The 24,539-nt window shown below is 41.8% G+C and carries 24 protein-coding genes; 5 read left to right on the top strand and 19 right to left on the bottom strand.

What is annotated here, in order from left to right; all coding sequences use genetic code 11:
• Positions 1–16 precede the first annotated feature (16 nt).
• From A3775_RS24965 to A3775_RS07115, 4 genes are all read right to left on the bottom strand, one after another.
• Positions 17–424 carry a hypothetical protein gene (locus tag A3775_RS24965; protein ID WP_066424354.1) on the bottom strand — a complete coding sequence of 136 codons (408 nt, stop codon included), beginning with the start codon at positions 422–424 and terminating at the stop codon, positions 17–19.
• Between the two features lie 2 nt (positions 425–426).
• Positions 427–1,398, bottom strand: a complete 972-nt coding sequence (locus A3775_RS07125; protein ID WP_066424353.1) for a hypothetical protein — start codon at positions 1,396–1,398, stop codon at positions 427–429.
• A 341-nt stretch (positions 1,399–1,739) separates the two neighbouring features.
• A complete protein-coding gene (locus A3775_RS24960) occupies positions 1,740–1,940 on the bottom strand; it encodes a DUF5615 family PIN-like protein (protein ID WP_231866968.1) in 201 nt (66 codons plus the stop codon).
• Positions 1,941–2,055: 115 nt separating this feature from the next.
• Complete coding sequence (locus A3775_RS07115; protein ID WP_066378065.1) at positions 2,056–2,289, bottom strand: DUF433 domain-containing protein; 234 nt, start codon at positions 2,287–2,289, stop codon at positions 2,056–2,058.
• 216 nt (positions 2,290–2,505) lie between these two features.
• On the opposite strand from A3775_RS07115, the gene A3775_RS07110 reads away from it, so the two are divergent.
• Positions 2,506–3,147, top strand: a complete 642-nt coding sequence (locus A3775_RS07110) for a Uma2 family endonuclease (protein ID WP_066378069.1) — start codon at positions 2,506–2,508, stop codon at positions 3,145–3,147.
• A gap of 298 nt (positions 3,148–3,445) precedes the next feature.
• Here the strand turns inward: A3775_RS07110 and A3775_RS07105 are convergent, their stop codons facing one another.
• The 5 genes from A3775_RS07105 to A3775_RS07085 form a co-directional block, all read right to left on the bottom strand.
• Positions 3,446–4,165 (bottom strand): Uma2 family endonuclease, encoded by a 720-nt coding sequence (locus A3775_RS07105; protein ID WP_066378070.1) that lies wholly within the window; start codon positions 4,163–4,165, stop codon positions 3,446–3,448.
• A gap of 286 nt (positions 4,166–4,451) precedes the next feature.
• Positions 4,452–6,029, bottom strand: a complete 1,578-nt coding sequence (ndhD1, locus tag A3775_RS07100; protein WP_066378071.1) for a photosynthetic/respiratory NAD(P)H-quinone oxidoreductase subunit D1 — start codon at positions 6,027–6,029, stop codon at positions 4,452–4,454.
• Between the two features lie 378 nt (positions 6,030–6,407).
• Positions 6,408–8,495, bottom strand: coding sequence for an NAD(P)H-quinone oxidoreductase subunit 5 (locus A3775_RS07095; protein ID WP_066378073.1), 2,088 nt, complete (start codon positions 8,493–8,495; stop codon positions 6,408–6,410).
• Between the two features lie 284 nt (positions 8,496–8,779).
• Complete coding sequence (locus tag A3775_RS07090) at positions 8,780–9,166, bottom strand: co-chaperone YbbN (RefSeq protein WP_066378076.1); 387 nt, start codon at positions 9,164–9,166, stop codon at positions 8,780–8,782.
• Between the two features lie 382 nt (positions 9,167–9,548).
• Positions 9,549–10,265: an NnrU family protein gene (locus tag A3775_RS07085; RefSeq protein ID WP_082803692.1), complete on the bottom strand. Its 717-nt coding sequence runs from the start codon at positions 10,263–10,265 to the stop codon at positions 9,549–9,551.
• 213 nt (positions 10,266–10,478) lie between these two features.
• On the opposite strand from A3775_RS07085, the gene A3775_RS07080 reads away from it, so the two are divergent.
• Positions 10,479–11,492 carry a LysR family transcriptional regulator gene (locus A3775_RS07080; RefSeq protein WP_066378079.1) on the top strand — a complete coding sequence of 338 codons (1,014 nt, stop codon included), beginning with the start codon at positions 10,479–10,481 and terminating at the stop codon, positions 11,490–11,492.
• 533 nt (positions 11,493–12,025) lie between these two features.
• Here the strand turns inward: A3775_RS07080 and A3775_RS07075 are convergent.
• On the bottom strand, positions 12,026–12,784 hold the full coding sequence (locus tag A3775_RS07075) for a Crp/Fnr family transcriptional regulator (protein WP_015137174.1): 759 nt from the start codon (positions 12,782–12,784) through the stop codon (positions 12,026–12,028).
• 273 nt (positions 12,785–13,057) lie between these two features.
• On the opposite strand from A3775_RS07075, the gene A3775_RS07070 reads away from it, so the two are divergent.
• Positions 13,058–13,936: a glutamate acetyltransferase gene (locus A3775_RS07070; RefSeq protein ID WP_066378082.1), complete on the top strand. Its 879-nt coding sequence runs from the start codon at positions 13,058–13,060 to the stop codon at positions 13,934–13,936.
• Positions 13,937–14,221: 285 nt separating this feature from the next.
• Here the strand turns inward: A3775_RS07070 and A3775_RS07065 are convergent, their stop codons facing one another.
• The 8 genes from A3775_RS07065 to A3775_RS07030 all read right to left on the bottom strand — a co-directional run bounded on the left by A3775_RS07065 (position 14,222) and on the right by A3775_RS07030 (position 20,713).
• A complete protein-coding gene (locus tag A3775_RS07065; protein WP_066378091.1) occupies positions 14,222–15,073 on the bottom strand; it encodes a Cof-type HAD-IIB family hydrolase in 852 nt (283 codons plus the stop codon).
• Between the two features lie 178 nt (positions 15,074–15,251).
• On the bottom strand, positions 15,252–16,016 hold the full coding sequence (locus A3775_RS07060) for an energy-coupling factor ABC transporter ATP-binding protein (RefSeq protein WP_066378093.1): 765 nt from the start codon (positions 16,014–16,016) through the stop codon (positions 15,252–15,254).
• 11 nt (positions 16,017–16,027) lie between these two features.
• Positions 16,028–16,687: an energy-coupling factor transporter transmembrane protein EcfT gene (locus A3775_RS07055; protein ID WP_066378095.1), complete on the bottom strand. Its 660-nt coding sequence runs from the start codon at positions 16,685–16,687 to the stop codon at positions 16,028–16,030.
• A 147-nt stretch (positions 16,688–16,834) separates the two neighbouring features.
• A complete protein-coding gene (locus tag A3775_RS07050) occupies positions 16,835–17,755 on the bottom strand; it encodes an energy-coupling factor ABC transporter permease (RefSeq protein ID WP_066424349.1) in 921 nt (306 codons plus the stop codon).
• A 255-nt stretch (positions 17,756–18,010) separates the two neighbouring features.
• Positions 18,011–18,835, bottom strand: a complete 825-nt coding sequence (locus A3775_RS07045) for an energy-coupling factor ABC transporter ATP-binding protein (protein ID WP_066378100.1) — start codon at positions 18,833–18,835, stop codon at positions 18,011–18,013.
• 18 nt (positions 18,836–18,853) lie between these two features.
• On the bottom strand, positions 18,854–19,651 hold the full coding sequence (cbiQ, locus tag A3775_RS07040) for a cobalt ECF transporter T component CbiQ (protein WP_066424347.1): 798 nt from the start codon (positions 19,649–19,651) through the stop codon (positions 18,854–18,856).
• The gene (locus A3775_RS07035; RefSeq protein WP_066378107.1) at positions 19,648–19,950 is read right to left on the bottom strand and encodes an energy-coupling factor ABC transporter substrate-binding protein; all 303 of its coding nucleotides are present in this window, start codon (positions 19,948–19,950) and stop codon (positions 19,648–19,650) included. The genes cbiQ and A3775_RS07035 overlap by 4 nt, the downstream gene beginning before the upstream one ends.
• The gene (locus A3775_RS07030) at positions 19,937–20,713 is read right to left on the bottom strand and encodes an energy-coupling factor ABC transporter permease (protein ID WP_197480106.1); all 777 of its coding nucleotides are present in this window, start codon (positions 20,711–20,713) and stop codon (positions 19,937–19,939) included. The genes A3775_RS07035 and A3775_RS07030 overlap by 14 nt, the downstream gene beginning before the upstream one ends.
• Positions 20,714–21,497: 784 nt before the next feature.
• Here A3775_RS07030 and A3775_RS07025 point away from each other — a divergent pair.
• Both A3775_RS07025 and A3775_RS07020 read left to right on the top strand, forming a co-directional pair.
• The gene (locus A3775_RS07025; RefSeq protein ID WP_066378110.1) at positions 21,498–21,932 is read left to right on the top strand and encodes a bacterioferritin; all 435 of its coding nucleotides are present in this window, start codon (positions 21,498–21,500) and stop codon (positions 21,930–21,932) included.
• Between the two features lie 90 nt (positions 21,933–22,022).
• On the top strand, positions 22,023–22,973 hold the full coding sequence (locus tag A3775_RS07020; RefSeq protein WP_066424344.1) for an FTR1 family protein: 951 nt from the start codon (positions 22,023–22,025) through the stop codon (positions 22,971–22,973).
• 143 nt (positions 22,974–23,116) lie between these two features.
• Here the strand turns inward: A3775_RS07020 and A3775_RS07015 are convergent, their stop codons facing one another.
• Positions 23,117–24,049, bottom strand: coding sequence for an ABC transporter substrate-binding protein (locus tag A3775_RS07015; RefSeq protein WP_066424343.1), 933 nt, complete (start codon positions 24,047–24,049; stop codon positions 23,117–23,119).
• Positions 24,050–24,539 lie beyond the last annotated feature (490 nt).

Here is a 24,539-nt window from a genome sequence, read left to right as displayed (position 1 = left end):
TAATAGAGTTACAAAATTAAAATGTCCATTCGTGGTTAGGATCATTTAGGGCAGCACGGACAGAAGCTAAATTTGCGAAGTCTTTAAATGGACTAGATTTAGCTATTTCTGTGATTGAATTTAAAGCAAGAGCTAACTGCTCATTATTACCAGATGCGATCGCACTATCAACGACAGCAAATAAAGCGCGAAAATTGTCTGCACGTTCATCAAAAGACCTATCAAGATAAGCTATCAGCAAGTCTCGCTGGGCGTTAAGTTTGGTAATTGTTTCTTTTTCCCAAGCTTCAATTTCTCTACGCTTTGTCTGTTCTTGTTCAGCAATTGTTAAGTAATCAGTGTAAGCTGATACCATTTGCTGCAAGTATTCAGCAGGATTGGTAAATTCCTTAACTACTGCTGTAGTAAGTTTCTTTGCTGACATTCCTAATTGCCTCCAAGAGTACGATACTTAGCTTGGATAGTCGCAGTAACAGGATTCAGCTGTCCTTCACTATCTAGAACAGGGGTTTTCATAATTTCTGCTAGTGCTGTTACTAAAAGCCCTACCTGTTGGAATTTACTAGCATCTCTGTTTTTATTAAATGATGGTAAAGATTCAAGTTCATTCAAACCTAGAACAGCACAGTTGTTAAGAGAGTTAACCAAATCCCTTAACTCTTTAATTCGTCGTTGTACTTGTTGCATGAAGTCTTTGGCAGCTTGAATTTTAGCAATTGCAATGTTGACTTCAGCTTCGTACTCTCGCGCCTTTGTTAACGCTTTTTCTCCTTCACCAGCCAATACAAAACCTCCTATTAGGACAGCAGGGCCAACAGTAATACCACCCAAAACAATAGAACCAAGAGCCATACCACCACCACCAGCAGCTAATGAGCCACCACCTAGCCATGCTAGAGTTGCATTCCAAGCTGCTGCTCCACTGAGTCCTGAAATAGCGGCTCCGGTACTAGCAACTCCTACAGAGGTAGCAAGACTCATTGCACCACCATAACCAGCCGCCGCCGCGCCAATTGCCTTAGCACCACCTTTGAAAAACTGTTCAGCTTCTAAGACGGCAGTTTTATATTCCTTAATCTGTTGAACTGAAATTCCATCCAACCCCTCTAAAAATTCCTTTTGACTTTGTTTCCCTTTACCCATGTTGCGTTCAATAAAGTCAACAAAGCGTCCAATTGTACGCATCATAATATCAAGTTGCAGTTGACCATACTCTTCTGCCAGTTTGTTAGTTGCTTCCCATTCGGTTTTTAATTGCCTGACAGCCTGATCATGACGCTTTTGAGCGCGTTCGCCAATTTCCTTAGCCTGATTCATGTTGCTAACGCCTTCAACACCTTTGACTGCTCCAATAGCAGCACTAGCTAAAGCAGCAGCACCCAAAATGATTGGAATCATGAAATACTCCCAAATCTGATTTGCTTATATAAATACCTAATTACAACTTGTCCTGACTAAACAGGGATATCCTTATATGTAATTGTTCCCCGTAAAACAGGTAAATAAACATTTATTAAGGAGAAATGTGTAAAACTTTGATAAAGCTAAGTATTTAGTGAGTGATGCAATCTCAAAATGTTTAGTGCAATGGGCTTACGCTCCGCCGTAGGCGATAAGCTTCGCTTAAGCCTTCTGGAGCGAGACGCTAAGTGAACGGCTATCGCATCTTCAATACAGTACAGTAGATGAGCGATCGCACTCATTACTCCTGCACTACAATCATCAACGACTGCTGATTTCTACAATGGCTTCTCCTTGGCGTAGCTGTTGTAGAAATCAGGAAAAGCGATCGCCATTATTCGCCGCAAGTTACGATTTGTTACATTACCACAAGTAAGCCAGATAATTTGCGGTGGTGTTCCCAAGCGACAAACCAAGTCCACAAAGTCGCTATCTTTGGTCATAATGACCGCATCACTAGCTCGTGCTGCATCAAAAATCTCAACATCTTTAGCATCTCGTAATCCAAGCTCTCGTAGTGCAGTAGCTCTACCTCAAAGGTTTCATTGAGCCAGCTTGCTAATGTAGGAGGTAACTGAGCATCAATCCAAATGTTCATGCTGTCAGTCGGGGGAAATCAGTTCGGCGTGCAGCAAACAATAAACAGGCTTGAATATCTTCTGGTTCGAGGTCGGGAAAATCTTCTAAAATCTCAGAAATGCTGACATTCTCCGCTAACATTTCTAAAATGTCGCTCACCCGAATTCTCATACCACGAATACAGGGACGACCTCCACATTGACCAGAAGTTTGGGTAATACGTGTTAATAAATCAGTCTTTGAGTTCATGTAGTGTTGTTACCACAATATAAATTTCTATGACCTGATCATACAGAATCAACTATGGGTTTCGCGAGTGCTTACGGGCGGACTAAGCTCATCGCACTCCCATGAAAGCTAAAATTATAAAGCGCAGTCTTGTAAAAATGCTTGGCAAAGATTTTAACCTGAAAAACTAGATTGAATCTGACTTTCTTAATTACGAATTACAAATTGCTATAAGCCATGACTCAAGCCCTACGCAAGTTGATTAAATTTGATGAATTTGTTGCCATATATCCAGATGAAACAGGGAAACGTTATGAACTCCATGATGGGGTAGTCGTCGAAATGCCACAACCAACAGGAGATCATGAAGAAGTAATTGGATTTTTAGCCTTTGAAATTACTAGAGAATGTATCCGTTTAAATCTCCCCTACTTCATACCCAAAACAGCATTAGTCAAACCACCTGAATATGAATCAGCTTACTCGCCAGATATACTGTTGTTGAATCGCCCCAATTTAATAAATGAACCTTTGTGGAAAAAGGAATCTACTGTTACTCAAGGAATATCAATCCCGTTAATTGTTGAAGTCGTAAGTACAAATTGGCGTGATGATTATCTGAAAAAATATGCTGATTATGTTGGGCGAAGCCCTTCCCGAAGGGTACAGATGGCAATTCCTGAATACTGGATTGTGGATTATGCAGGATTAGGAGTTAGGGAGTTTATAGGTAATCCTAAACAGCCTACTATTTTGGTTTGCTGTTTAGAAGAAGGGGAGTATAGTGTGAGTAAATTTAGAGGTGACAGCCGTATTCAATCTGCAACTTTCCCTGATTTAAATTTAACTGCACAACAGATTTTTAATGCTAGTTTGTGATACTTCTACGTGATACGAAATTTTAGAGTGTCTCAGCTACGCAGCTGATAGATAACGGCTAAGTTTGATAACTATGGGTGAGTTGTAGCTTGAGGTAATCGATAAAATTTAACATTTCTGTATCAGACAGATGATAGCGCGATCGCAATCGACTTAAAATTAAAATATAGATATAATTCCCAAACTATCAAATTAATTAACATATATAAATTAAACCTCACGCCAAGAAAAATAAAACTTAACGTGAGGTTAAACATCAGTCAAAACTTGAAGATTTGACACCGTATTGCGCCTAATCTCAAACTATAGTTTCCGGCTCATAACCTAACGCCTTTAACCTGTCTTCCAGCCTTTGTACTCTATGTTCAGCTTCTAAACGACGCTGTTGCGCCATATTAGCCTGTTCTTCTGCTTCCATTATCCGTTCTTCCGGTGTCAGGAATCGGCGTTTTTGCTCGTCATACCAGTAAAGCCATTCTCTGGCTACTCCTTGGTAAAGTCCTCGTTCTCTACCAATTCCTAAACCAAGTTCTGGTAGCCAAATCGGATTTCCTGACATCAGGTAATATTCGCCATCTTCTAGACGATAGACTTCCAAAGGCGACTTTTTGCGCCGGAAAGGATTGTACACAACATAATACAAAACTCCTAATTCAGCGTAGATATCTTTTTTGTGACTGTATTCGCCCAGAGGTTTGTGAGAAGTTACCTCTAGAGCTAGAATTGGCGGATTTTCTTCTTCCCAGAGTACATAACTGAGACGCAAATCGCCATCGATAAAACGTTTGACACCTACACTCAAAAATCCATCAGGGACGATCGCTGGCTTTTTTGGGTCATAATAAATACCCATATTTACACCAAAATACCAATCCCATCGCTCTAACCAAACTAAAGCCAAAGAAGCTTTTAGTAAACTCGGAATTAAATATTGTATTTCATTATCCACGGGTGTATCCTCAGAGTTCGGCAGCTCTTCGGAAGATGGTAAACAGAGTAACGAGTTGTAGTTTAACATGAGAGGTTTTCTCTGGTTCTAGTCTTAGATAGAGAAATTTGCCCAGATAAAATAATCTAATGTGTGCATTCTGGTCGCTAGCGCATAGCTTTGATCAACACTGCATCTAAACTATAACGCGCTATGGTCTTTGAAGTAAGGGAGCAGGGGAAGCAGGGGAAGCAGGGGAGGCAGGGGAGGCAGGGGGAGAATAACTAATGACTAATGACTAATGACTAAACCCAAAAAAAGAGCAGGTTTCCCACCCACTCTTAAAGAAATCTCAATTGCAGCCATCAAATCCCAATTAATCACTAATTGCTGGTGCATTCAAAGAAACTTGTGCTGTTTCTTGTTTTTGCTGTGCTAATGTGGGGACAGAATCACGCAACCTAGCTGTTAGTTGTACTGTTGTAGAGTCGTACATCTGAGTGAGTAACTTGGGATAGAAACCAATACCAATAATTGGCACTAACAAACAAGCAATGATGAAAACTTCGCGGGGTTCAGCATCAATTAAAGCTTGGTGAGAAACTAATTCTTCGTTTTCTTGACCGTAGAAAATTTCCCGCAACATGGATAGCAAGTAAATTGGAGTTAAAATCACGCCAACTGCCATCAAAAATACTACGATGACTTTAAATGTAGGGCTGTAAGCATCGCTAGTAGCAAAACCGACAAATATCATTAACTCGGCTACGAAACCACTCATTCCGGGTAATGCTAAGGAAGCCATCGAACAAGTGGTAAACATGGCGAAAATCTTCTGCATCCGTTTACCGACACCACCCATTTCATCTAACATCAGGGTGTGTGTCCGGTCATAAGTTGCACCGACAAGGAAGAACAAACTCGCCCCAATTAAGCCATGAGACACCATTTGCAAGACTGCGCCACTCAAACCTAAATCGGTAAAGGAAGCGAAGCCAATAACCACAAACCCCATGTGAGAAATTGAGGAGTAAGCAATTTTGCGTTTGAGGTTGCGTTGGGCAAAGGATGTTAAGGCAGCATAGATGATGTTCACTACCCCCAGAATTACCAACACTGGGGCAAAATAAGCATGGGCATCAGGCAGTATCCCAGCATTCATGCGAATTAGGGCGTAACCACCCATTTTTAGGAGAATCCCAGCCAGTAACATGTGTACTGGGGCTGTAGCTTCACCGTGGGCATCTGGTAGCCAAGTATGTAGGGGAATGATGGGCAGTTTAACGGCGTAGGCAATGAGGAAGCCAGCATACAGCAACAATTGGAAATTCAGGGCGTAATCTTTGAGAGCGAGCGATCGCATATCAAAGGTGACATTATCGCCATAAAAGGCCATTGTCAACGCTGCCACCAAAATAAACAGCGAACCGCCAGCAGTGTACAAAATAAACTTGGTCGCTGCGTATTGCCGCTTTTTACCGCCCCAAATTGCCAGCAGCAGGTAAACCGGAATCAATTCCAATTCCCACACCAGGAAAAACAGCAGCATATCCTGGACGGCGAATACGGCTATTTGACCGCCATACATCGCCAATAGCAAAAAGTAAAATAGCCTTGGCTTCAGGGTCACAGGCCAAGCTGCTAAAGTTGCTAATGTGGTGATGAATCCAGTCAAAATAATTAGGGGCATAGACAAGCCATCAGCCCCCACAGACCAATTCAAATCCAACTGTGGAACCCAAGGGTAACTTTCCACCAGTTGCAAGTTTGGATTGTTGAAGTCGTATTGGGTATAAAATGCGTAAACAATCAGGGCGAAGTCAATTAAACCGACGATCAGGGCGTACCAACGGATGGTTTTACCGTCCTTATCGGGAATGATGGGAGTCAGTAGCGACGCGGCTATTGGTAATAAAATAATCGTCGTCAGCCACGGAAAATTAGCTGTATTCATCACAATTTGTCTACTATCAAAATCATGTTTGTCAAAAAGCCTCTAGTTATTAACTAACAGCTTTTTGACGATTTGGCAGTTATTGTTAGGTTGATTTAATCAAATTGGTATTTTCGATGAGGAGTTTTAAGTCCTCTTTTTCTATAAGCGGCGGGTTTTGTGGCGAGGTCAAATACCTGTTACAAAACGTAATTTAAAATTTCAAATTAATTTAATGTTTCTGTTAACTAAAGTTAAAAATCTGACTTGAAAAAGCTGCGGAACTAAAATTTTACTAAAGCTTGAATTGTGAATTATTGAAGTATTAACCAAAACAAAAGAGTCTAATTGAGACTCTGACAAAACTTAGGGGCAGACAAACGCCCACCCCTATGAAAATCAGGTGACACCAAAGAAAATCACCAAGCCCAAAACAGCCCCAAAGATGATCAAGGCATAAAATTGAGCGCGACCATTTTCTAGGTATTTCAAACCTTCACCACTGACAAGGGTGAAAAAGCCTGTCAGGTTAACAGCACCATCCACCACTCGGAAGTCTACTTCCATCACTTGTCTAGCCAAGCGGCGTAAACCCAGGACAAACACACGATGGTAAATGTCATCGAAGTACCACTTGTTCAGGGATAGTTCGTAGAGTGGCTTAATTTTAGCAGCGATCGCAGCTGGGTCAATTACACGCTGCAAATACATCAAAGAAGCCAAGGTAATCCCAATTAAGGAAATACCCACTGAACCACCCGCCATGATGTAAAACTCATGGGGGTCAAACTCGGCTGCTTTTTCGAGAATTTCGGTGAGGCTTTCTGTAGGAGAAAAGATAAACCGTTCAAAGTAATTGTTGTAAGGTGTACCTACCAAACCAATCAAAATTGAAGGTATAGCCAACACTAGCAAGGGTAAGACCATCGTCCAAGGAGATTCATGGGGAGAATCACTGTGATGACCGTGGGAATCATGATGATCCGCTTTTGCTGCCAGTTCTCCTTTTTTCATCGCCCCAGGCCCAAAATTAGGCGCAGCAGCACCTAATTCTAGAGGCATATCAGCAGCAGCTTTTTTGAGTAGGTTTTTGATTTTCTCGTCATTACCCCGGAATTTGCCTTCAAATGTCGAGAAATACATTCTAAACATATAAAAAGCAGTAATCCCGGCTGTCATCCAGCCAATAAACCATAACAAGGGGTTAGCGGCATAAGCTGCCCCCAGAATTTCGTCTTTTGACCAGAAGCCAGCAAAGGGAGGAATCCCAGAAATTGCCAAACAGCCAATCAAAAAGGTGAGTCCGGTTAGGGGCATATACTTCCGCAGTCCGCCCATTAAGCGCATATCCTGCGCCAAGGCTGGGTCATGACCAACAACTGCTTCCATGCCGTGAATCACCGAACCAGAACCCAAGAACAGCATCGCTTTGAAATAGGCGTGAGTCATCAGGTGGAATAAACCAGCACTGTAAGCACCTACACCCATTGCCATCACCATGTAGCCTAATTGGGAGATGGTGGAGTAAGCCAAACCCTTTTTGATGTCGTTTTGGGTAATGGCAATAGTAGCCCCTAGAAATGCTGTGAATGCTCCCGTAAAGGCGATGACGTTCATCGCGGCGGGGACGTGTTCAAACACCGGGTACATCCGGGCAACTAGGAATACACCTGCTGCTACCATTGTTGCGGCGTGGATTAAGGCAGAAATTGGAGTGGGGCCTTCCATCGCGTCTGGTAGCCAGACATGAAGGGGAAATTGGGCGGACTTGGCGACGGGGCCGAGGAAAACTAAAATTGCAAACAGAATTGCCAGGAAATTGCTCAGTGAGCCTGTTTGTACCAGTTCCCCTAGGCGATCGCCCATAATAGTGAAATCGAAGCTGCCTGTAGCCCAAAATAGCCCCAGAATGCCCAGCAGTAACCCAAAGTCACCCACGCGGTTGGTCACAAATGCTTTTTGACAAGCATCGGCGGCTGACTTGCGATCGTACCAAAAGCCGACCAGCAAGTAAGAACACATCCCCACCAGTTCCCAGAATATGTAAATCTGCACAAGGTTGGGGCTAACAACTAGACCCAACATGGATGAGCCAAATAAGCTGAGATAGGCGTAAAATCTCACGTATCCTGGGTCATGAGCCATGTAGCCATCGGTATAAACCATAACTAAGAAGGCTACTGTAGTCACAATCACCAGCATTAAGGCGGTGAGATTGTCGATAGTATAGCCCATGCTCAGGTGGAAATTCCCGGCTGCTGCCCATTCCAGGGTGCGGAGATAGGTTGCGTGTCCTTGGAGTTGACTCCAAAGTAAGGCCAACGACAGACCCATTGCTGCGCCCATCAGGGAAATGATCAACGCTGCATTTAGTTGTCGTAGGCGGTTTGTCGTCTGATTTAACGAAATTAAGCCTATGCCGACTAGCATTGCCCCCAAAAGCGGCAATACCGGAATCAGCCAGGCGTATTGATAGATTATTTCCATCACTGACGCGTACTTTGAGGATTCTTGACTAACTTTGGACTTTACTGTACAGTGATTGCCGCCAGCAAATGTCCAGGTCGGAACTGTTAATAATTGTGACACACACCCTAGATGATAAAATACCCCACTCAATCACATTTCGGTGGGGTAATTAAGCTTGGTTTTAGATTTAGGCACTAGCAAGGGGGCAGGGGGACGGAGAAGCAGGGAAGATTTTTCCCCAAAATTCTTTAATTTTGAATTTTAAATTTTGAATTTTGAATTGATTTGTCCCCAATCCCCAATCATGCTAAATGACATTCTAGGTCTGCGGTCTTGGGGCTGTGGTAAGTTGGGAGGCGATGACTATAGGTGAGTTTAATTTCTTCCAAAGCTAAACGTAAGTCATCTCGACCACGAAAACCTTCTAAGCGATGCCGAACCATACCATTTTCAATCAACAGTAAGGTAGGCAGAGACTTTAGGCGATAAGTGTTAGAAAGTTTAAAATTGTCATCGGCGTTAATCCCAACTAATTTAATTTGCTCCCCGCATTCAGCTTGAAATTGCAGGAGCAAAGGGTGGATAATCCGACATAAACCACACCAAGGTGCTTCAAAGTTGACTAAAACTGGAATTGGAGATTCTAAAACTTCTTGAGTAAATGTCCGCTCACTAACCGACAACACCATGACGCCTCTAAAATTATAGGGTTTTATTATCAAACTAGCTATCAGCAGAAGAAGTTAGCAAGCTAGTAAAGGCTTTATAGCAGTTAGGTTTCAAAATTGCTTTTGGCTTTGACACACAAGCCAGCAGCATTTTAACGGCTGCTTTTTAGCTTTTTAAGTCCTGGCAGACCTCTGGGAGAGGTTATTGTGAATGCTGTGCCTGATACTCTCCCACAGAGGCAATTGCTCAGTAACTTACCACTATAAAAAAATATTCCAACTAATGAGCGTACCCCCACTAACAGCTGTTTCCATTCATCCTACATTGATTTGGTAGTAATTGATAAGTAGGAAATTTCCCGCTTGTTAGTATTTTTTTTGGAGATTGGGGATCATGAGCAAACTACCAACTTACCCGGCTAGTTGCTACCAGTAAAAAGGGATGCGCCCACCAAAGCAGTGCGACAAAAATACCAATACCTAAGTAAGCAGGACGAAGAAATTCTTGCCAGTTGAGAGATTGGCGACCATCAATAATTGCTAAAAAGGGAATAATGGAGGTGCGCTGTTTGACAATTGCAAAGGCTTCACCATAACGATCGCTCAAACGGCGATCGCCGTGCCACACTCCAAATAAATGATGCAATACTAACCCAATTGATGTTACCAAAGTAAAGCTAGTACCTAACCACAGGGTATGAGCGATACACCAAATTATTTGCCCCACCATTTGGGGGTGGCGGGTAATTCGGATTATCCCTGTCTCATACAGATGCACTTGGGGCTTTTGAATAGCCGCAATTTCTAGTAGATTGAAGGTGGCAGGATACAAAAATAAAAATGAAATCGCTGACAACACCCAAACTATTGCTTTCACTCCCGGTACACCTTGTACCTGCCAAAGTTGCAGGCCATCATAACGGTGATTAAAAAAGTAAATAATTAGTGTGACAGCCAAAGGTAAACTAACTAATGCAAACACAATGCGATACACCCTGGGGCCGATGTACTTTTCTGCCCAAGGTCGCAAAGCCGCTCCCCCACTGTGGGCGATCGCAAACGTTAACAGTAACCCCAGCATGACAAAATGACTCGGAGTTAACCAAGTATTAAGCATCATAAACATAGGTGAAGTTATTTAAAGAAAAGTTAAGTATATACAACCAATACCACAAAGTATTCCAGAGGGGACTTTTATCAAGATGTTGTGATACTGTCTTTTTCGAGTTAAGCCTCCAAGTGTAAGATGCAACCAATCATGCACAGCTTCTAGCTGTAAACCTTGATTGATTGCCAAAGCTGCTCCTTTCAAAAGTTTGTGGGTTGAGCCATTATGTCTGACCTTCCTTTCACTTTAGATCAGTTACGTATTCTCAAAGCGATCGCCGTAGAAGGGAGCTTCAAGCGCGCCGCTGATAGTCTATACGTCTCCCAACCTGCCGTGAGTTTGCAAGTGCAGAATTTAGAACGGCAATTGGATGTACCCTTATTCGACCGTGGCGGACGACGCGCACAGTTAACCGAAGCAGGGCATCTACTATTGAGTTACGGTGAAAAAATCCTCAGTTTGTGTCAAGAAACTTGCCGAGCGATTGAGGATTTACAAAACCTTCAGGGTGGTACTTTAATCGTCGGTGCTTCTCAAACTACTGGTACATATTTACTGCCCAAAATGATCGGGATGTTTCGCCAAAAATATCCCGATGTTGCTGTCCAACTACACGTCCACTCTACCCGACGCACTGCTTGGAGCGTCGCTAATGGTCAGGTAGATTTGGCAATTATTGGCGGTGAAATCCCCGCAGAATTGGCAGAATCTTTAGAAATTATTCCCTACGCTGAAGATGAACTGGCACTGATTTTACCTGTATTCCATCCCTTCGCCAAACAGGACACCATTCAAAAAGAAGACCTATATAAATTACAATTCATTGCCCTAGATTCCCAATCCACAATTCGCAAGGTCATTGACCAGGTATTAGCACGCTGTGGTCTTGATACTAGGCGGTTTAAAATTGAAATGGAACTCAATTCCATTGAAGCGATTAAAAACGCTGTGCAATCAGGGTTAGGTGCGGCTTTTGTTTCCACCAGCGCGATCGCCAAAGAATTACAAATGGGTGTACTGCACTGCACCCCCATTGAAGGTGTTGTTGTCAAGCGCACACTATGGCTGATATTTAATCCTAACCGCTATCGTTCTAAAGCCGCCGAGGCTTTTAGTCAAGAAATCTTGCCCCAGTTTGCTGCCCCTGACTGGAATCAGGAAATCTTAAAATTTTCCCAGAAGAAATTAATGGTAAGTGCATTAGATGCAGTCATACCAAATTCTGCTGAAGAAGATTAGTGATTGGTTATTAGTTATTAGTCATTAGTCATTAGTCATTAGTCATTAGTGAACAACTAGCGACTATTGACTATAGGCTTTTGACTCAAAAACTCACATAGAAGCAAATACTGCGGTTAATCAAACAAGTTGCAGTAATATATCTTTCTTAATGACTCACTAGCTACTAACCCCAAAGGCATTGTCTCAATGTTCAATCTAGCCCTTGCCGTTGGGGCGAACGCAGGGGCTATTACTTGCTCCATACCAAGAACGATTCGTCCTCCCTAAATGTCTTGATCAATGGCACAAATTGAACATTGAGGCCTTTTAGCGATAAATTTGCCCGATTGCATAATCTGTTTGTGGTGGACAAACAGATTTTTTTAACTGAGCAGTAAGCAAGTGTTGCTGGCGCGGACTTACTGCTGACTCATCGGGGGTAGGAACTGATTACCTAAGTTTGACAATCACAACTCACCGAACTCTGCTATTGCTGATAGCCAGAGTGGCAGTTCCTCACCGTAGATGCGCTGAATACAGTCAATGATGCTTTAGCTGGCTCTATTAATTGACTCTGCTGGCAAGCAAATCAAATTATCCCCTTGGGTGAGAATTAAGCCACGTTGACGTAATTTACCCATTAAACGGGTGACGGTGACACGAGTTGAACCAATCGCGCTACCGATTTGAGCATGGGTAAGGGGGAAAGGCAAACAATAACCACGAATCACATCGGGATCGGTTTCGCTCATGGCTGGCTCTCCATATTCCTCAATTAACAAAGTGAGGAATCCTAAGAGTCGGTCAATTGTACGCCGTTGACCCAAAGCACTGAGCCACAAAAGTTTACGCTGGTGCTGGTATCTGAAGGCATCCATTACTTCCCGACGAAAATGAGGCCAGTTGTCTAAATCATGCCAGTACATCCATAGCACGGCTGTTTGATCAACATGAGCATAAGCTTGCAGCGTGAATGGTGACTGCGCCACGATTTCAAAGGGCTGTCCGGCTCCCACAAAACCCAAGAATGCTTCTTCGGGGGTTCTGTTGATGCGTCGAGATGTTAGCTGACTCGCAGTAGCACTAACCTGGGCGGTTCCTACCATGCGAATCGCACCCCTCTGCACCAAATACAGCAAACCAGGCCGGGCTGGGATGCGCTCATCTTTGCTAAAGGTGCGGCAGCGATAGTGTTCTTGCGCCCAGTCAAGAATGCGTTGCCAGGTGAGAAAAGGGCGTGATGCCTCAGAAAAGGAAGATGGAGATTGCATAGGTAACAAAGAGCGTTCGGCTGAAGACAAAGACGACATAAAAGGTGCAAGGAGTGTCTTTGTGTTTTTTTTGAAGTAGGCTTAACGCCTAACAGCGTCAGCCATCCAAAAAGTAGAGAGCAATTTGCGCCCTACTATATTTGTTATACTTCCTACTGTACAATGTTGGTAGTAAAGTTTACATATTATTCATCGAATATTTATGAAATTTTATGCTTGTCTCATTTTTCTCCTTTTAGAGTAATATTATATCCTATGTTAGATGACATATACCCAAGTAATTACCGCAACCGTGCTTTTCATCTAAACTAAGTGTATAATCACTTATTTCTCAGTAAAAACACTGCACCTAAGCAGTTAGTATATGGTTATTTACTAACGGCACTTGATGTTTACAGTCATCATAGGGAAACCCTACAGATAAAAGATGGAAAAATCCCTCTACATCAAGGTAGAGATATTCATCGAGTTCTGTATATTTCAGGGGTGGCTCTACGATTGTCAAAATCTCATAATCAAGACGCTTTGGAGATAGCTCAAGCCATTGTTAGCCACCTATGCGATATCTGTGGTGAAACTTTGTCTGTGGGGATTGTGCCTCCAGGTTGGATTCATTTAGAATTACGTGACTCTTTTTTAGCAACTTGGTTGCAAAGTTTTGCAGTTGGCAAAAGCTACCTCTACTCTTCACCGCCAGGAACGCAGCTAAGTGTAAAACTTCACAGTCCTGCTCGCTTATTTGCTATACAATATGCTCATGCACGCTGTTGTTCGCTCCTTTGGCTGGCTCACCGGGAAGGATTAATTCAACTCAAAACACCTTCGTCAGATTATAGCGATAATCAGCCACTCTTAAGTCTGCTGACAACAGAATCTATTCCTTGGCTGAATCATGAAGCTAAACTTCGCCTGAATCATCCGGCGGAGAGTAGTTTAATTGTGGAATTAGTCAAAACCGTAGATGAGTTAGAGTTTCCTGACAATGGGGATAAAATCAACTGGGAAAAAGTAGGGCTGGATTTGAGTCAAGCTTTTGAGGATTTTTGGTGTCGGTGTCGCATTTGGGGGGAAGTGAAAACTTCTTTACCAGAGTTAACCCAAGCGCGACTGGGATTGTTGATTATTACTCAGTTAGTTTTCAGGTTTTTGTTAGTCAACAAATTGGGTTCTGTTGCACCTGTGGAACTATAACTTTAGATACAGCTAATTGCATAACTCTAGCCAGAAGTGAAAATTCTGTGCTGGGTTTTGCTCACTCTAGTTTCTGCTTTTGCAATCATACCCGCCAAATCGAGTTTTACAGCTTTTGACCTTTGTTCAGTAGTGTTTCTGAGCCAGACAATAAAAACTTTTATAACTAGGTCTTGACTGATTTATGACCCTCGGCTATATTATCAGGTGTGTGAGGAGCGAACCAGCGAGAACACCGAGACGAAACACGGCCAGTCGTCGGTGTTCTTTCTGATTTTCGGGTATTTAAGAAAGTAGAAATTTTTCGATGGCTGTGGCTACACCATCAAGTTCTACACTAGGAGCTACCCAATCCGCGATCGCTTGCACCTGTTCTGGAGCATTTCCCATCGCTACACCAACCCCGGCATACTCCAGCATTTCTACATCATTGAAGTTATCCCCAATAGTCATGACATTGTGACTTTGTAAGCCTAATATTTCTTCTGCCAAGTAACGGACAGCATTACCTTTATTGACAACCGGATTGGCAGCTTCTAAGAAAGTAGCAACGGAGGTTGTCATATACAATTCCGCCGGGGTGTACTGGCGGCGCAAATTCCCCATTAAATTTTGAATGATAGTTGTATCGTCACAAAGGGCTAAAATCTTTGTGGGTTGAGCAGAGGAGAGGGTTTGGCGTAAATCTCCGACAGCAATGGGTGTAATGCCAGAACGAACAGCATAGGCTTGGGTTTCCGGGGTGACTTCCCGCACATACAACTGATCATTGATGTAGAAATGGATAGAAAGCAGCGATCGCAGCGTCGGCTGTTCAAAATAATCTAGTAGCTGGTGAGCCACTTCTCTAGATACAGCTAAATGTTGATAAACTTTTTGAGTAGCGGGGTCTTGAATCCACGCACCCTGATAAGCCATTAACGGCAGAGTACAATTTAACTCTTGATGAAAGCGTAAAGCCGAGCGATACATTCTACCAGTGGCGATCGCCACTGCAATACCTTGAGCTTTGGCGGCGGCGATCGCTTCTTTGACAGCTTGACTAACAGTGTTCGACTCTCCCGAAATTGTGCCATCTATATCGACAACTAACAATTTAATTGCTTGGGCGGTACTGGTAGCTGGTGCGTTGTACATAAATTTCCCAGATTTCAACTCTCAGTTAAGAGATTATCAGGCTGTGGGCAATTCACGCATAGGCTTACGCCTACAAGTTTTATAGTTTTATTCAGCGAAGATAAAAAATAATTGAACGCAGATAAACGCAGATAAACGCGGATAAATCTGTAGTCTATCTGGTTGCAATTCGCTATCATCACCAACCTATGGGTAAACCTAACTGTTCTAAAGTGTCCCCGTCTTGTAAAAGTGGCTGAATTTCACTGTCAATGGCGATGCTACCGCCAGAGAGTACCAAAGCCCGTTGAGTCACTTTTCCCAACCAATGTAGTTCATGGGAAGCAATTAAGATGACTTGCACTGGTAAATTTAATAATACTTGCGCCAGATGTCGCCGCCATGCTGGGTCTAGTCCAGTGGTTGGCTCATCTAAAATCAAAATTGTCGGTTCGAGTGCCAAAATAGCGGCGAGGGCGGCTAGTCGTCTTTGTCCCCCGGATAATTCGTGGGCGGAACGATTGGCGTAGGCTGCTAGACCAAAATCTGCTAATAATTGACGGGCGCGATCGCTGGCTATGGCGGTTGGTACACCGTAATTACGCGGCCCGAAGGTAATATCTTCTAAGATGGTGGGCATAAATAATTGGTCGTTAGCATCTTGAAAGCTAAAGCCAATGTATCGCCGAATTTCGGGTAAGGTTTTGGTTTCTAGGGGAATGTCATTAATGAAAATTTTGCCTGATTGCGGCTGTTTTAAACCAATGAGATTTTCTAGCAAGGTGCTTTTACCAGAACCAGTTGCACCCATTAACGCCACGCGATCGCCTGGATTTAAACTAAAAGAAATATCTTGTAATACAGGTGCTTGGTGAGGATAAGCATAAACTAAGTTTTTCACCTCAACTACTGCGGCGTGGGGGTGACGGGTAGATGTGTGGGGGTGAGAAGTTAAAGATTTCAAGATTCACAACTCTATATGAAGACTGCATTGTGCCAATAGGAACTGAGGGTAAAACAGATAGCGATCGCCCAAGCCATCAGCAGAGTAAAACGTTCTTTGGCTCGGAATGTCGCATCTATGGGCAATTGTCCGTTATAACCGCGAATCACCATTGCACCATAGACACGTTCCGCCCTTTCCAAACTGCGAATATACAAACTCCCAATCATCGCTACACTGGCGTAGCGTAACCAGCCAGATACACCATTGAGTCCTCGTAATTGCGCGCTACGCTGCATCCGTTTGACTTCCGACAGTAATATTTCGATGTATTGCCCAGCTAGCAATAAATTTTCTTTGATAGCTGTTGGTACAGGTAAACTTTTGAGCGCAATACCAAAACTGTGAGGGGGTAGAGTTAAGAGAAAACTATTCATGACGACGAGACAAACCAGAGAACGAACTAACAGAAAACTGGCTCGTTCCCAACCCAAGGGTAAGGCGACTAAAGACAAGAAAATTAATTCTGTACCGAGTAATCCTCCCATTTGACGCAGTGGTGGGCGTAAAAATGCCAACCACAGACAAGCGATCGCACCATATACAGCCAGCCAATACCAAGCATGATGCTTTAATAAAGCTGTGCCGACAACAATCACTAGAGATAGATGCAAACGTAACGCTAAAACCATACGTCAAAATTCAAAATTCAAAATTCAAAATTCAAAATTGTTGATTGTTGACGGTTGACTGTTGACTGTTGATTGTTGACTCTTCAATAATTTCTCCATTGTCTTCCCCAGTCCCCAATCCCCAGTCCCCAATCCCCAGTCCCCAGATTAAGCACTCTTCGGACTGACGATTTTGGCGATGCCAAAGGCGACAGCGAAGCAAATCGCCGCACCTACAAGCCCAGCGATACTTGTACCAATCACACCTAAACCTTCAATTCCGTAGTCTGCTAAGGGTGTTGGTACTGTTACCCGCACCTGTTCGGCTAAGTCGATAAAACCTAAGTCTTCGGCTACTCTTTCTAAACCATCAGGCCAAGCTGAAGCTACCAATGATAGTAACCCAGCTACTAAGACAATGCTAACTACAGGTACTAACCAGCCACGCATTTCTTCCTGTTCCCCTGGTAGTAAATCTGGGCGTGCTTTGGCTAGGTAAGTCAACACACCGCCAGTAATTAAGCCTTCACCTACACCTATCAAGATATGAACACCAGCCATTGCTGGTAAAACGGCTATGGAAGCAGTTCCCGAAAGCAGTAATTCGATCGCACAAGCTATAGATGCTACGACGACGCTGACACCCGCAGCAATTCCCGCAGCTAAAGGTAAGCGTCCTTTAGAACCACCGAATAACCTTTGTAAAGTTTGGGTTAATATCCAGCCTACCCAAACGTTAATTACTGCCGCATTTAAAATATTAGCTCCCAAAGCGGTGATCCCACCATCGGCAAACAATACAGCTTGGATGATGAAGACTGTGGCCATACAAAGCATACCAGCCCAAGGACTACCCAAAATAATTGCTGCTAACGTTCCTCCCAGCAAGTGACCACTTGTACCACCCGCAACCGGAAAATTAATCATTTGCGCCGCAAAGATGAAGGCGGTAGTTAAACCCAGTAACGGGGCGCGACGAATACCAAAGGCTTCTTGCGATCGCTCACACGCCACAAACAATGCTAAAGCACTGGCTAAACCAGTAGCCCCAGCCACGGGTACAGAAACAAATCCATCAGGTATGTGCATAATCTGCCCTTTATTAAAACTGTGCAATTTTAGGCATCAAACTTATAAAAAACAATATTTCTCATTTGTTTTCAATGCCCTATTGGGGGATTTTAGCCTGATACTCAGGGAATATTCGCAATAAAATACACATCAAATAATGTACTTATTTAGCAAGTTGTTAACTTTTATTGATTTCACTACAAAATAAGATAGATCCCCGACTTCTTTGAGAAGTCGGGGATCTGGATTTGACGCTATGGATGAACAAAAGAACTAAAGCAACATATTTAATATTTTTTGGCGTAACTTTTCTAAACTTAACTCTTCTTGAGTTTTATTTTCAGAAAATAATATATCGTAAATCAGAGGTAAACCTAATTGTAACTGTTCTAAAATATCTTTCTGGGCAAATAAATCCTGTGGTTGTCCTTCTAAAACTAATTTGCCTTCATCCATCACAAAAATCCAGTCTGCCCAGCTATAAACAAAGTCTAAATCATGGCTAGCCATGAGGATAGTTGTACCGGATGCGTGAATTTTTTGCAAGCTGGCTATTAAATTACGAGTTTGGGGTTTATCTAGATAAGCGGTTGGTTCATCTAATAATAATAATTCTGGATTTAACACCATGACATCAGCTAAAGAAACTCGCTTTTTCTGTCCTAAACTCAGATGATGTACAGGTTTATCAGCTAATTCAGTTAGTTCAAATTCTCTCAAAGCTTGTTCAACTCGTTGTTGAATTTCCGCTTTTGGCAAGCCTAAATTACATAAACCATAGGAAATATCTTCTTCAACGGTAGAAGCTACTAACTGTTGTTCGGGGTTTTGAAAGATTAGCCCGATTTTTTGCCGTAAATTCATCAGATAACGACGGTCATATTGTAAAGGCTGACCTTGCCAAGATATTATACCTTTTTGGGGTTTATATAGACCGTTAGCTAATAAAAATAGTGTAGTTTTACCGCAACCATTTCTTCCAATTAATGCACATTTTTTTCCTGATGGTATTCGCAGCGTCATTCTTTGCAATGCTGCTTTGTGTGTACCAGGATAACTATATTGTACATCAAGGAATTCTAGTAATGATTGCTGCATAATTTTTCAGAAATACTGTTATAAAACAGCAATTTTAAATTCTAATTCTAATAATAGTAAACATCCCAGAATAGCTTCTATTGCGTACCTTCTAGAGAGATGATAACGATAGGAATGCCAAACTTGAAACTCACCGTTAAACCCACGCGATTCTAAACTAAGAGAAACTTGACGATATTTTTCGAGAGTGCGTTGGAATAACTGCCCAATTAACAATGATAAACTCTTTATGCTCAGGCTAAATGTACGGTAGCCACTACGAGATTGTTGAGCTATCCATAACTCTGATGCTGTATTTAATAGGACGAAAATAAACCGATACATGAGTAATAGTAAGTCTGTGATTAGTATCGGTAAACCTACACGTTTTAAAATTTGTAATAAGTCAGTAAAGGGGATGGTTAACATGATAAAATAGAAGCAAGAAATAGCTGCGATCGCTCGCGTTAAAATACTCCCTGCTTGCTCAATTCCCTGCTTGCTAATATATAAGTAATAACCACCAATATCTAAACCTGTAATAGTATCACCTTGAATTAAATTGAACTGGTGAATATGCACACCATTAATTACTAAAGCGGGTAAACTGGTTAACCAGAAGACTATCGGAATATAGACTAATTTTAAATAGATTTTAGCGGGAATACCTGCGTAAAAAATTGTCCAAACGCTCATCCAAACAGCGATTAAAATCTGCACAGGTGGATGAGCCAAATTTGATATAATCAGTAAGGCGATCGCAAACAGTAATTTTTGCACTGGTGCTAATCGCCGTAATTTATTAGTATAAGCCAGTGTATCGATTTGCAGGCTCATTCCTTATTCCTTTGCTGCTGGGAACGTCCCTTATATAAACCAATTGCATAACCGATAATTCCCGCACCTAAAGCAGCTTGTGAGCTAAATAATAAACTTTCGACTTCACCGCTTGGGGGTTCAAATAAAGGTTTAAACCAAGGTTGATAATCAGGTTTAATTTCCCCAATTACCTCTTCAGCTTGTCCATCAGCACCCGCAAATTCTGCACCTTTTAAAAATATTAAAGGCGTGACTGATAAAATAATAACTCCTAGCAATAATAACCAATTACTGATTCCTGACTTAGATTGATTCATGGGTTTGAGATTCCCGTCTAATTAATTGCAATAATTCTAATTCTTGAGGACTATAGGATTGTAACCAATTCCACACCAACACAGTTAACAATCCTTCACTAATAGCTAAGGGTACTTGTGTAATTGCAAAAATTCCGGCAAACTTAGAAAATGAAGCGACAAATCCCCCCACGGGTGCGGGGAAAGCCAAAGCAAGTTGTACAGAAGTAATCAGATAGGTGAGCAAATTTGCTAAAGCTGCGGCTAAAAATATAGCGATTTTTTGCTTACCAGTGAACTGCATTGTTAAATGATAGATCCAGTAAGCCGCAAAAGGGCCAGCGATCGCCATCGAAAAAGCATTTGCTCCCAAAGTTGTTAAACCACCATGAGCCAATAATAAAGCTTGAAACACTAAAACCAGCGTACCCAAAACCGACATAGCCAAAGGGCCAAATAACACAGCACCCAAACCCGTACCAGTCGGATGAGAACAACTACCTGTTACCGAAGGTAATTTTAACGCCGATAAAACAAAAGTAAAAGCCCCTGCCAAAGCTAAAAGTAACTTTAACTCTGGATTAGCCTGAGTAATGCGAGAGAGCGATCGCACACCCAAAAGTATAAACGGTAAAGCCACCACCCACCAAAACACCGCCCATCCTGCTGGCAAATAACCCTCCATAACGTGCATAGCATAGGCAGGAGCAGACGCGCTCACAACCATATAAAAACTCAACACTCCCATCAGGATGAGCGACACAGGTTTTGAAGTGAGAACCATTCTCAGCACACTTTATACCTCAAAAAAATTAGTTCAAAAAAATAGTTTAACCCAGCAACCTCCAGAGACAACAACTCACCAGGAAAAATTAAAAATTCCAGACAATTCCTCATATCCAGAATCAGAACTTAACTAAAACCACTGCATTAAAGCTTACCAAGAGCTTTTGAGACTTTCATCTCTAAAACCTCTTGTAGAGCTTACAGGAACTCCAGAGAAAATCACCCCAGAAAATATCTACCCATAATCTTCTCAATTACTACTATAAATAAATACTTTAACCTAAATGTATTCACGTAAGCAATCGACGAAAAACCCTCCGCGTACCTCCGCGTTTCCTCCGCGTACCTCCGCGTTTAACCTCTCAAAACCCACCACTTGACAATCATTGACAATAACTCCTAACTCCTATAACATACAATTCGATAGTTGCAAATAATTTGCAATTTAATTACCGTGGTTAAATTCCATGCCCAATAACGTCACCCTGAGCAAAGGAGACAAATGGAATCCGCCCAATCAGCAATGGTAGCGCAACCATTTATGAATTTGATGCTGAACCCGTAAAAACACCGGACGAAGTGACTCAGCTAGTGAAGACTATTGAAGTGAATTCTCAAAAAGTCATTGCTCAATCTAACAGCCAAGCACAAAGATAGTATTGTCAAGTACCATCAGCTACAAACTAAGACGTTTAAAATGAGTAAGCAGTAAGATACTTTTTCCAAGTACACCAGTAAATCCTTACTCATAACACTCCCTTCGTAATTGTAACTAACGACAAATGCAAGAGCTTGACCAACAAAAGACCATCGACTTATTAAACGCCATCATGGAATTTGAACTCGCCGGAGTAGTGCGCTACACCCACTATTCCCTGATGGTAACAGGCCCTAATCGCATTCCCATTGTAGCCTTTTTCAAAGCTCAGGCCAGCGAATCTTTACTTCATGCTCAACAAGTAGGCGAAATTCTTACAGGATTAGATGGACATCCTACCTTAAGAATCGCCCCAATGGAAGAAACCTTTAAGCATTCTGTGAAAGATATCTTGGAAGAAAGCTTAAACCACGAAAGAAAAGCATTGGAAATGTATAAAAATCTCTTAGAGACTGTTGCCGATGCTAGTATTTATTTAGAAGAATTTGCCCGTACAATGATCGGGCAAGAAGAATTGCATAACCTCGAACTGAAAAAGATGTTACGCGACTTCAGCTAACACTAAATAGTCCATAGTCCATAGTCAACTACTGTTTACTAAAAACTATGGACTAACAACTAATGACCAATGACTAATGACTAAATCATAATGAACTTTAGCACGGCTCTACCAACATTTGTAATTACACTCCGCGAAGGAGTAGAAGCTGCTTTAGTGGTGGGTATTGTGTTAGCACTGTTGAAAAAAGCTCAACAATCCCGCCTCAACATTTGGGTATATGCTGGTATTGGCGTGGGGATTGTGGTCAGTGCGCTCATCGGTGTACTATTCAGTTGGTTAATTACAGCCATAGGAGCAGCAAACCCACAATACACCTCTGTAGTTGAGCCAATGCTAGAGGGTGTGTTTAGTGTGTTAGCGATCGCCATGCTCAGTTGGATGCTAATCTGGATGACAAAGCAAGCTAAATCCATGAAAGCCCAAGTGGAAGGCGCAGTCAACGAAGCTTTAGGAAAAAATTCTCATGCTGGTTGGGGAGTCTTTAGTTTAATCTTAGTAGCTGTTGTGCGTGAAGGCTTTGAAACAGTCTTATTTATCGCCGCCAACTTTCAACAAGGACTAATACCTACAGTCGGCGCACTTGCAGGTTTAGCCTCAGCCGCAGCCATAGGTGTACTCTTATTTAAATTAGGTGTCAAAATCAATATTCGCCAATTCTTCCAAGTCATGGGTGTATTATTGGTTTTGATTGTCGCCGGCTTAGTAGTTTCAGCGTTAAAACATTTTGATGATGCTGTAGCTAACCTAGCACTCAGCAGTCGCGCTTCAGAAAGTCTGTGTTTTTATTACGAACACTTTACCAAAATTCATTCTTGCATTTTAGGGCCAATGGTCTGGAACACTGACAAAATCTTACCAGATCGACAGTTCCCTGGCATAATTCTCAAATCTTTATTTGGCTATAGAGAACATCTTTACCTGATACAAGCAGTAGGATATCTGATATTTTTACTCACTGTAGGAGGCTTGTATTTCCGTAGCTTAACTGGTGGTTTTAGCAAACCTGAGAAAAATAGCTTAGTTAATCAAAAACAGTGAATGATTTAGTTCGTAGTAAGGGCTTTAGCCCTTCTTTCAATTGCAAGGACTAAAGTCCTTACTACAAACCAAAGATTAAAAATTATGTAGTTCGTAGTAAGCGGCTCTAGCCCTTATTTTAATTGTAAGGACTAAAGTCCTTACTACAAACTGGTTAATTGCAAATCTTGTTTAAGCTGCTGACAAGCCTTTTCAATCGCATCTATACTACCAGGATTCACTAAACCGTAATAATTAAAAACATAGACACGATTATTTTTAGTCGCTTGCAGTTTTTGCCAAAAAGCTTCTTTTTTAAAACTATCTAACACTCCTGTTTCTGAACCACCAGAAGGCGGACTAATTACTAGAATCACATCAGGATTTGCTGCTACAACTTTCTCCGGCGAAAGTGTGACATAACCCGCAATTGGACTTTTACCTTGTAATTCTGCTGCTAAATTTTTCGCTTGAAATTTCTCTAATAAATCTCCTGCCCAACTGTTTTTATTTGGTGCTAAAATTGGTTGTATACTCACCAGAACTAAAGTAGAAGGACTCTGGTTAACCTTATCTGGTAAAAAACTTTGGTAACGGTCTAATAAAGGCTGAGGATTAGCATCAATTAATTGGGCTAGTTGTTTAGTCAGTGCTGTTAAAGATTCCCAAGTATTCACTTGCGTTAATAAAGTAGGAATTCCTAATTGTTGGAGTCGTTCAATTGCTGGGTTAGAAAATCCTGCTGCACCAATGACTAAATCTGGTTTGAGTGCTACAATTTTTTCTAAATTGGGCGGAGTTTGACCTTCACTGACACGCGGAATGTTCTGGAAGCGTGAGTCATTTTTAAATAATGTACTACCACTAATACCTACAAGTTTTGTTTTATCCAGTTGATAGATAATATCTGTAGCCAAAGATGAGAGAGTAACAACTCTTTTGGCTTTGACTGTTGGTAATTGCTGAGAAACTGGTTGAGATATTTCAGTATTATTAGTAATTGGTGCTGATGACTGTTGAGTAGTTGCAGTTGCACAAGCACTAATAATTATGCTCAATAAAATTGCTAAGGCTGATGATATCCAACGACGAAGCATATTAAAATTCTTTCGTGTTTATTTTAATTGTAAGCAATATTGAAACAGGAGTGACGCAACTAGCAAATTTTTAGGTTGCATGAGATGACATCAAGAATACTATATATAGGAATCCGATTTGATTAATAAAATTATTTGTGTAGGTAGGGAACAGGGAACAGGGAACAGGGAACAGAGGTGTACTGAGTTTTTTTCAGAAATCAAATATGATTCCTATAACTATTCGCATTCAAGTAAGGTACAGTTAGTCAGAATTAAACGCAGATGGACGCAGATAAACGCAGATAAGTTGGTACTTCATTAGACTAGAAAACGCTATATTACTACGAAAACATATTTGTAAAAAAAAGCGAGTAAGCACATCAGTCAAAATCCCCGAAAATCAGATGACTGTGCTACTCGCCTTTATGTATACAAGGTTTTTGAGAAAAGCTGTATTTAATATACAGGAATAGCGTGAGTAAGTAATGTTTGATAGATAACAAAACAT

This window comes from Anabaena sp. 4-3, assembly GCF_001597745.1.
In the GTDB taxonomy this organism is placed as follows: Bacteria; Cyanobacteriota; Cyanobacteriia; order Cyanobacteriales; family Nostocaceae; genus Trichormus.
This window is presented reverse-complemented; position numbering and strand designations above follow the sequence as displayed.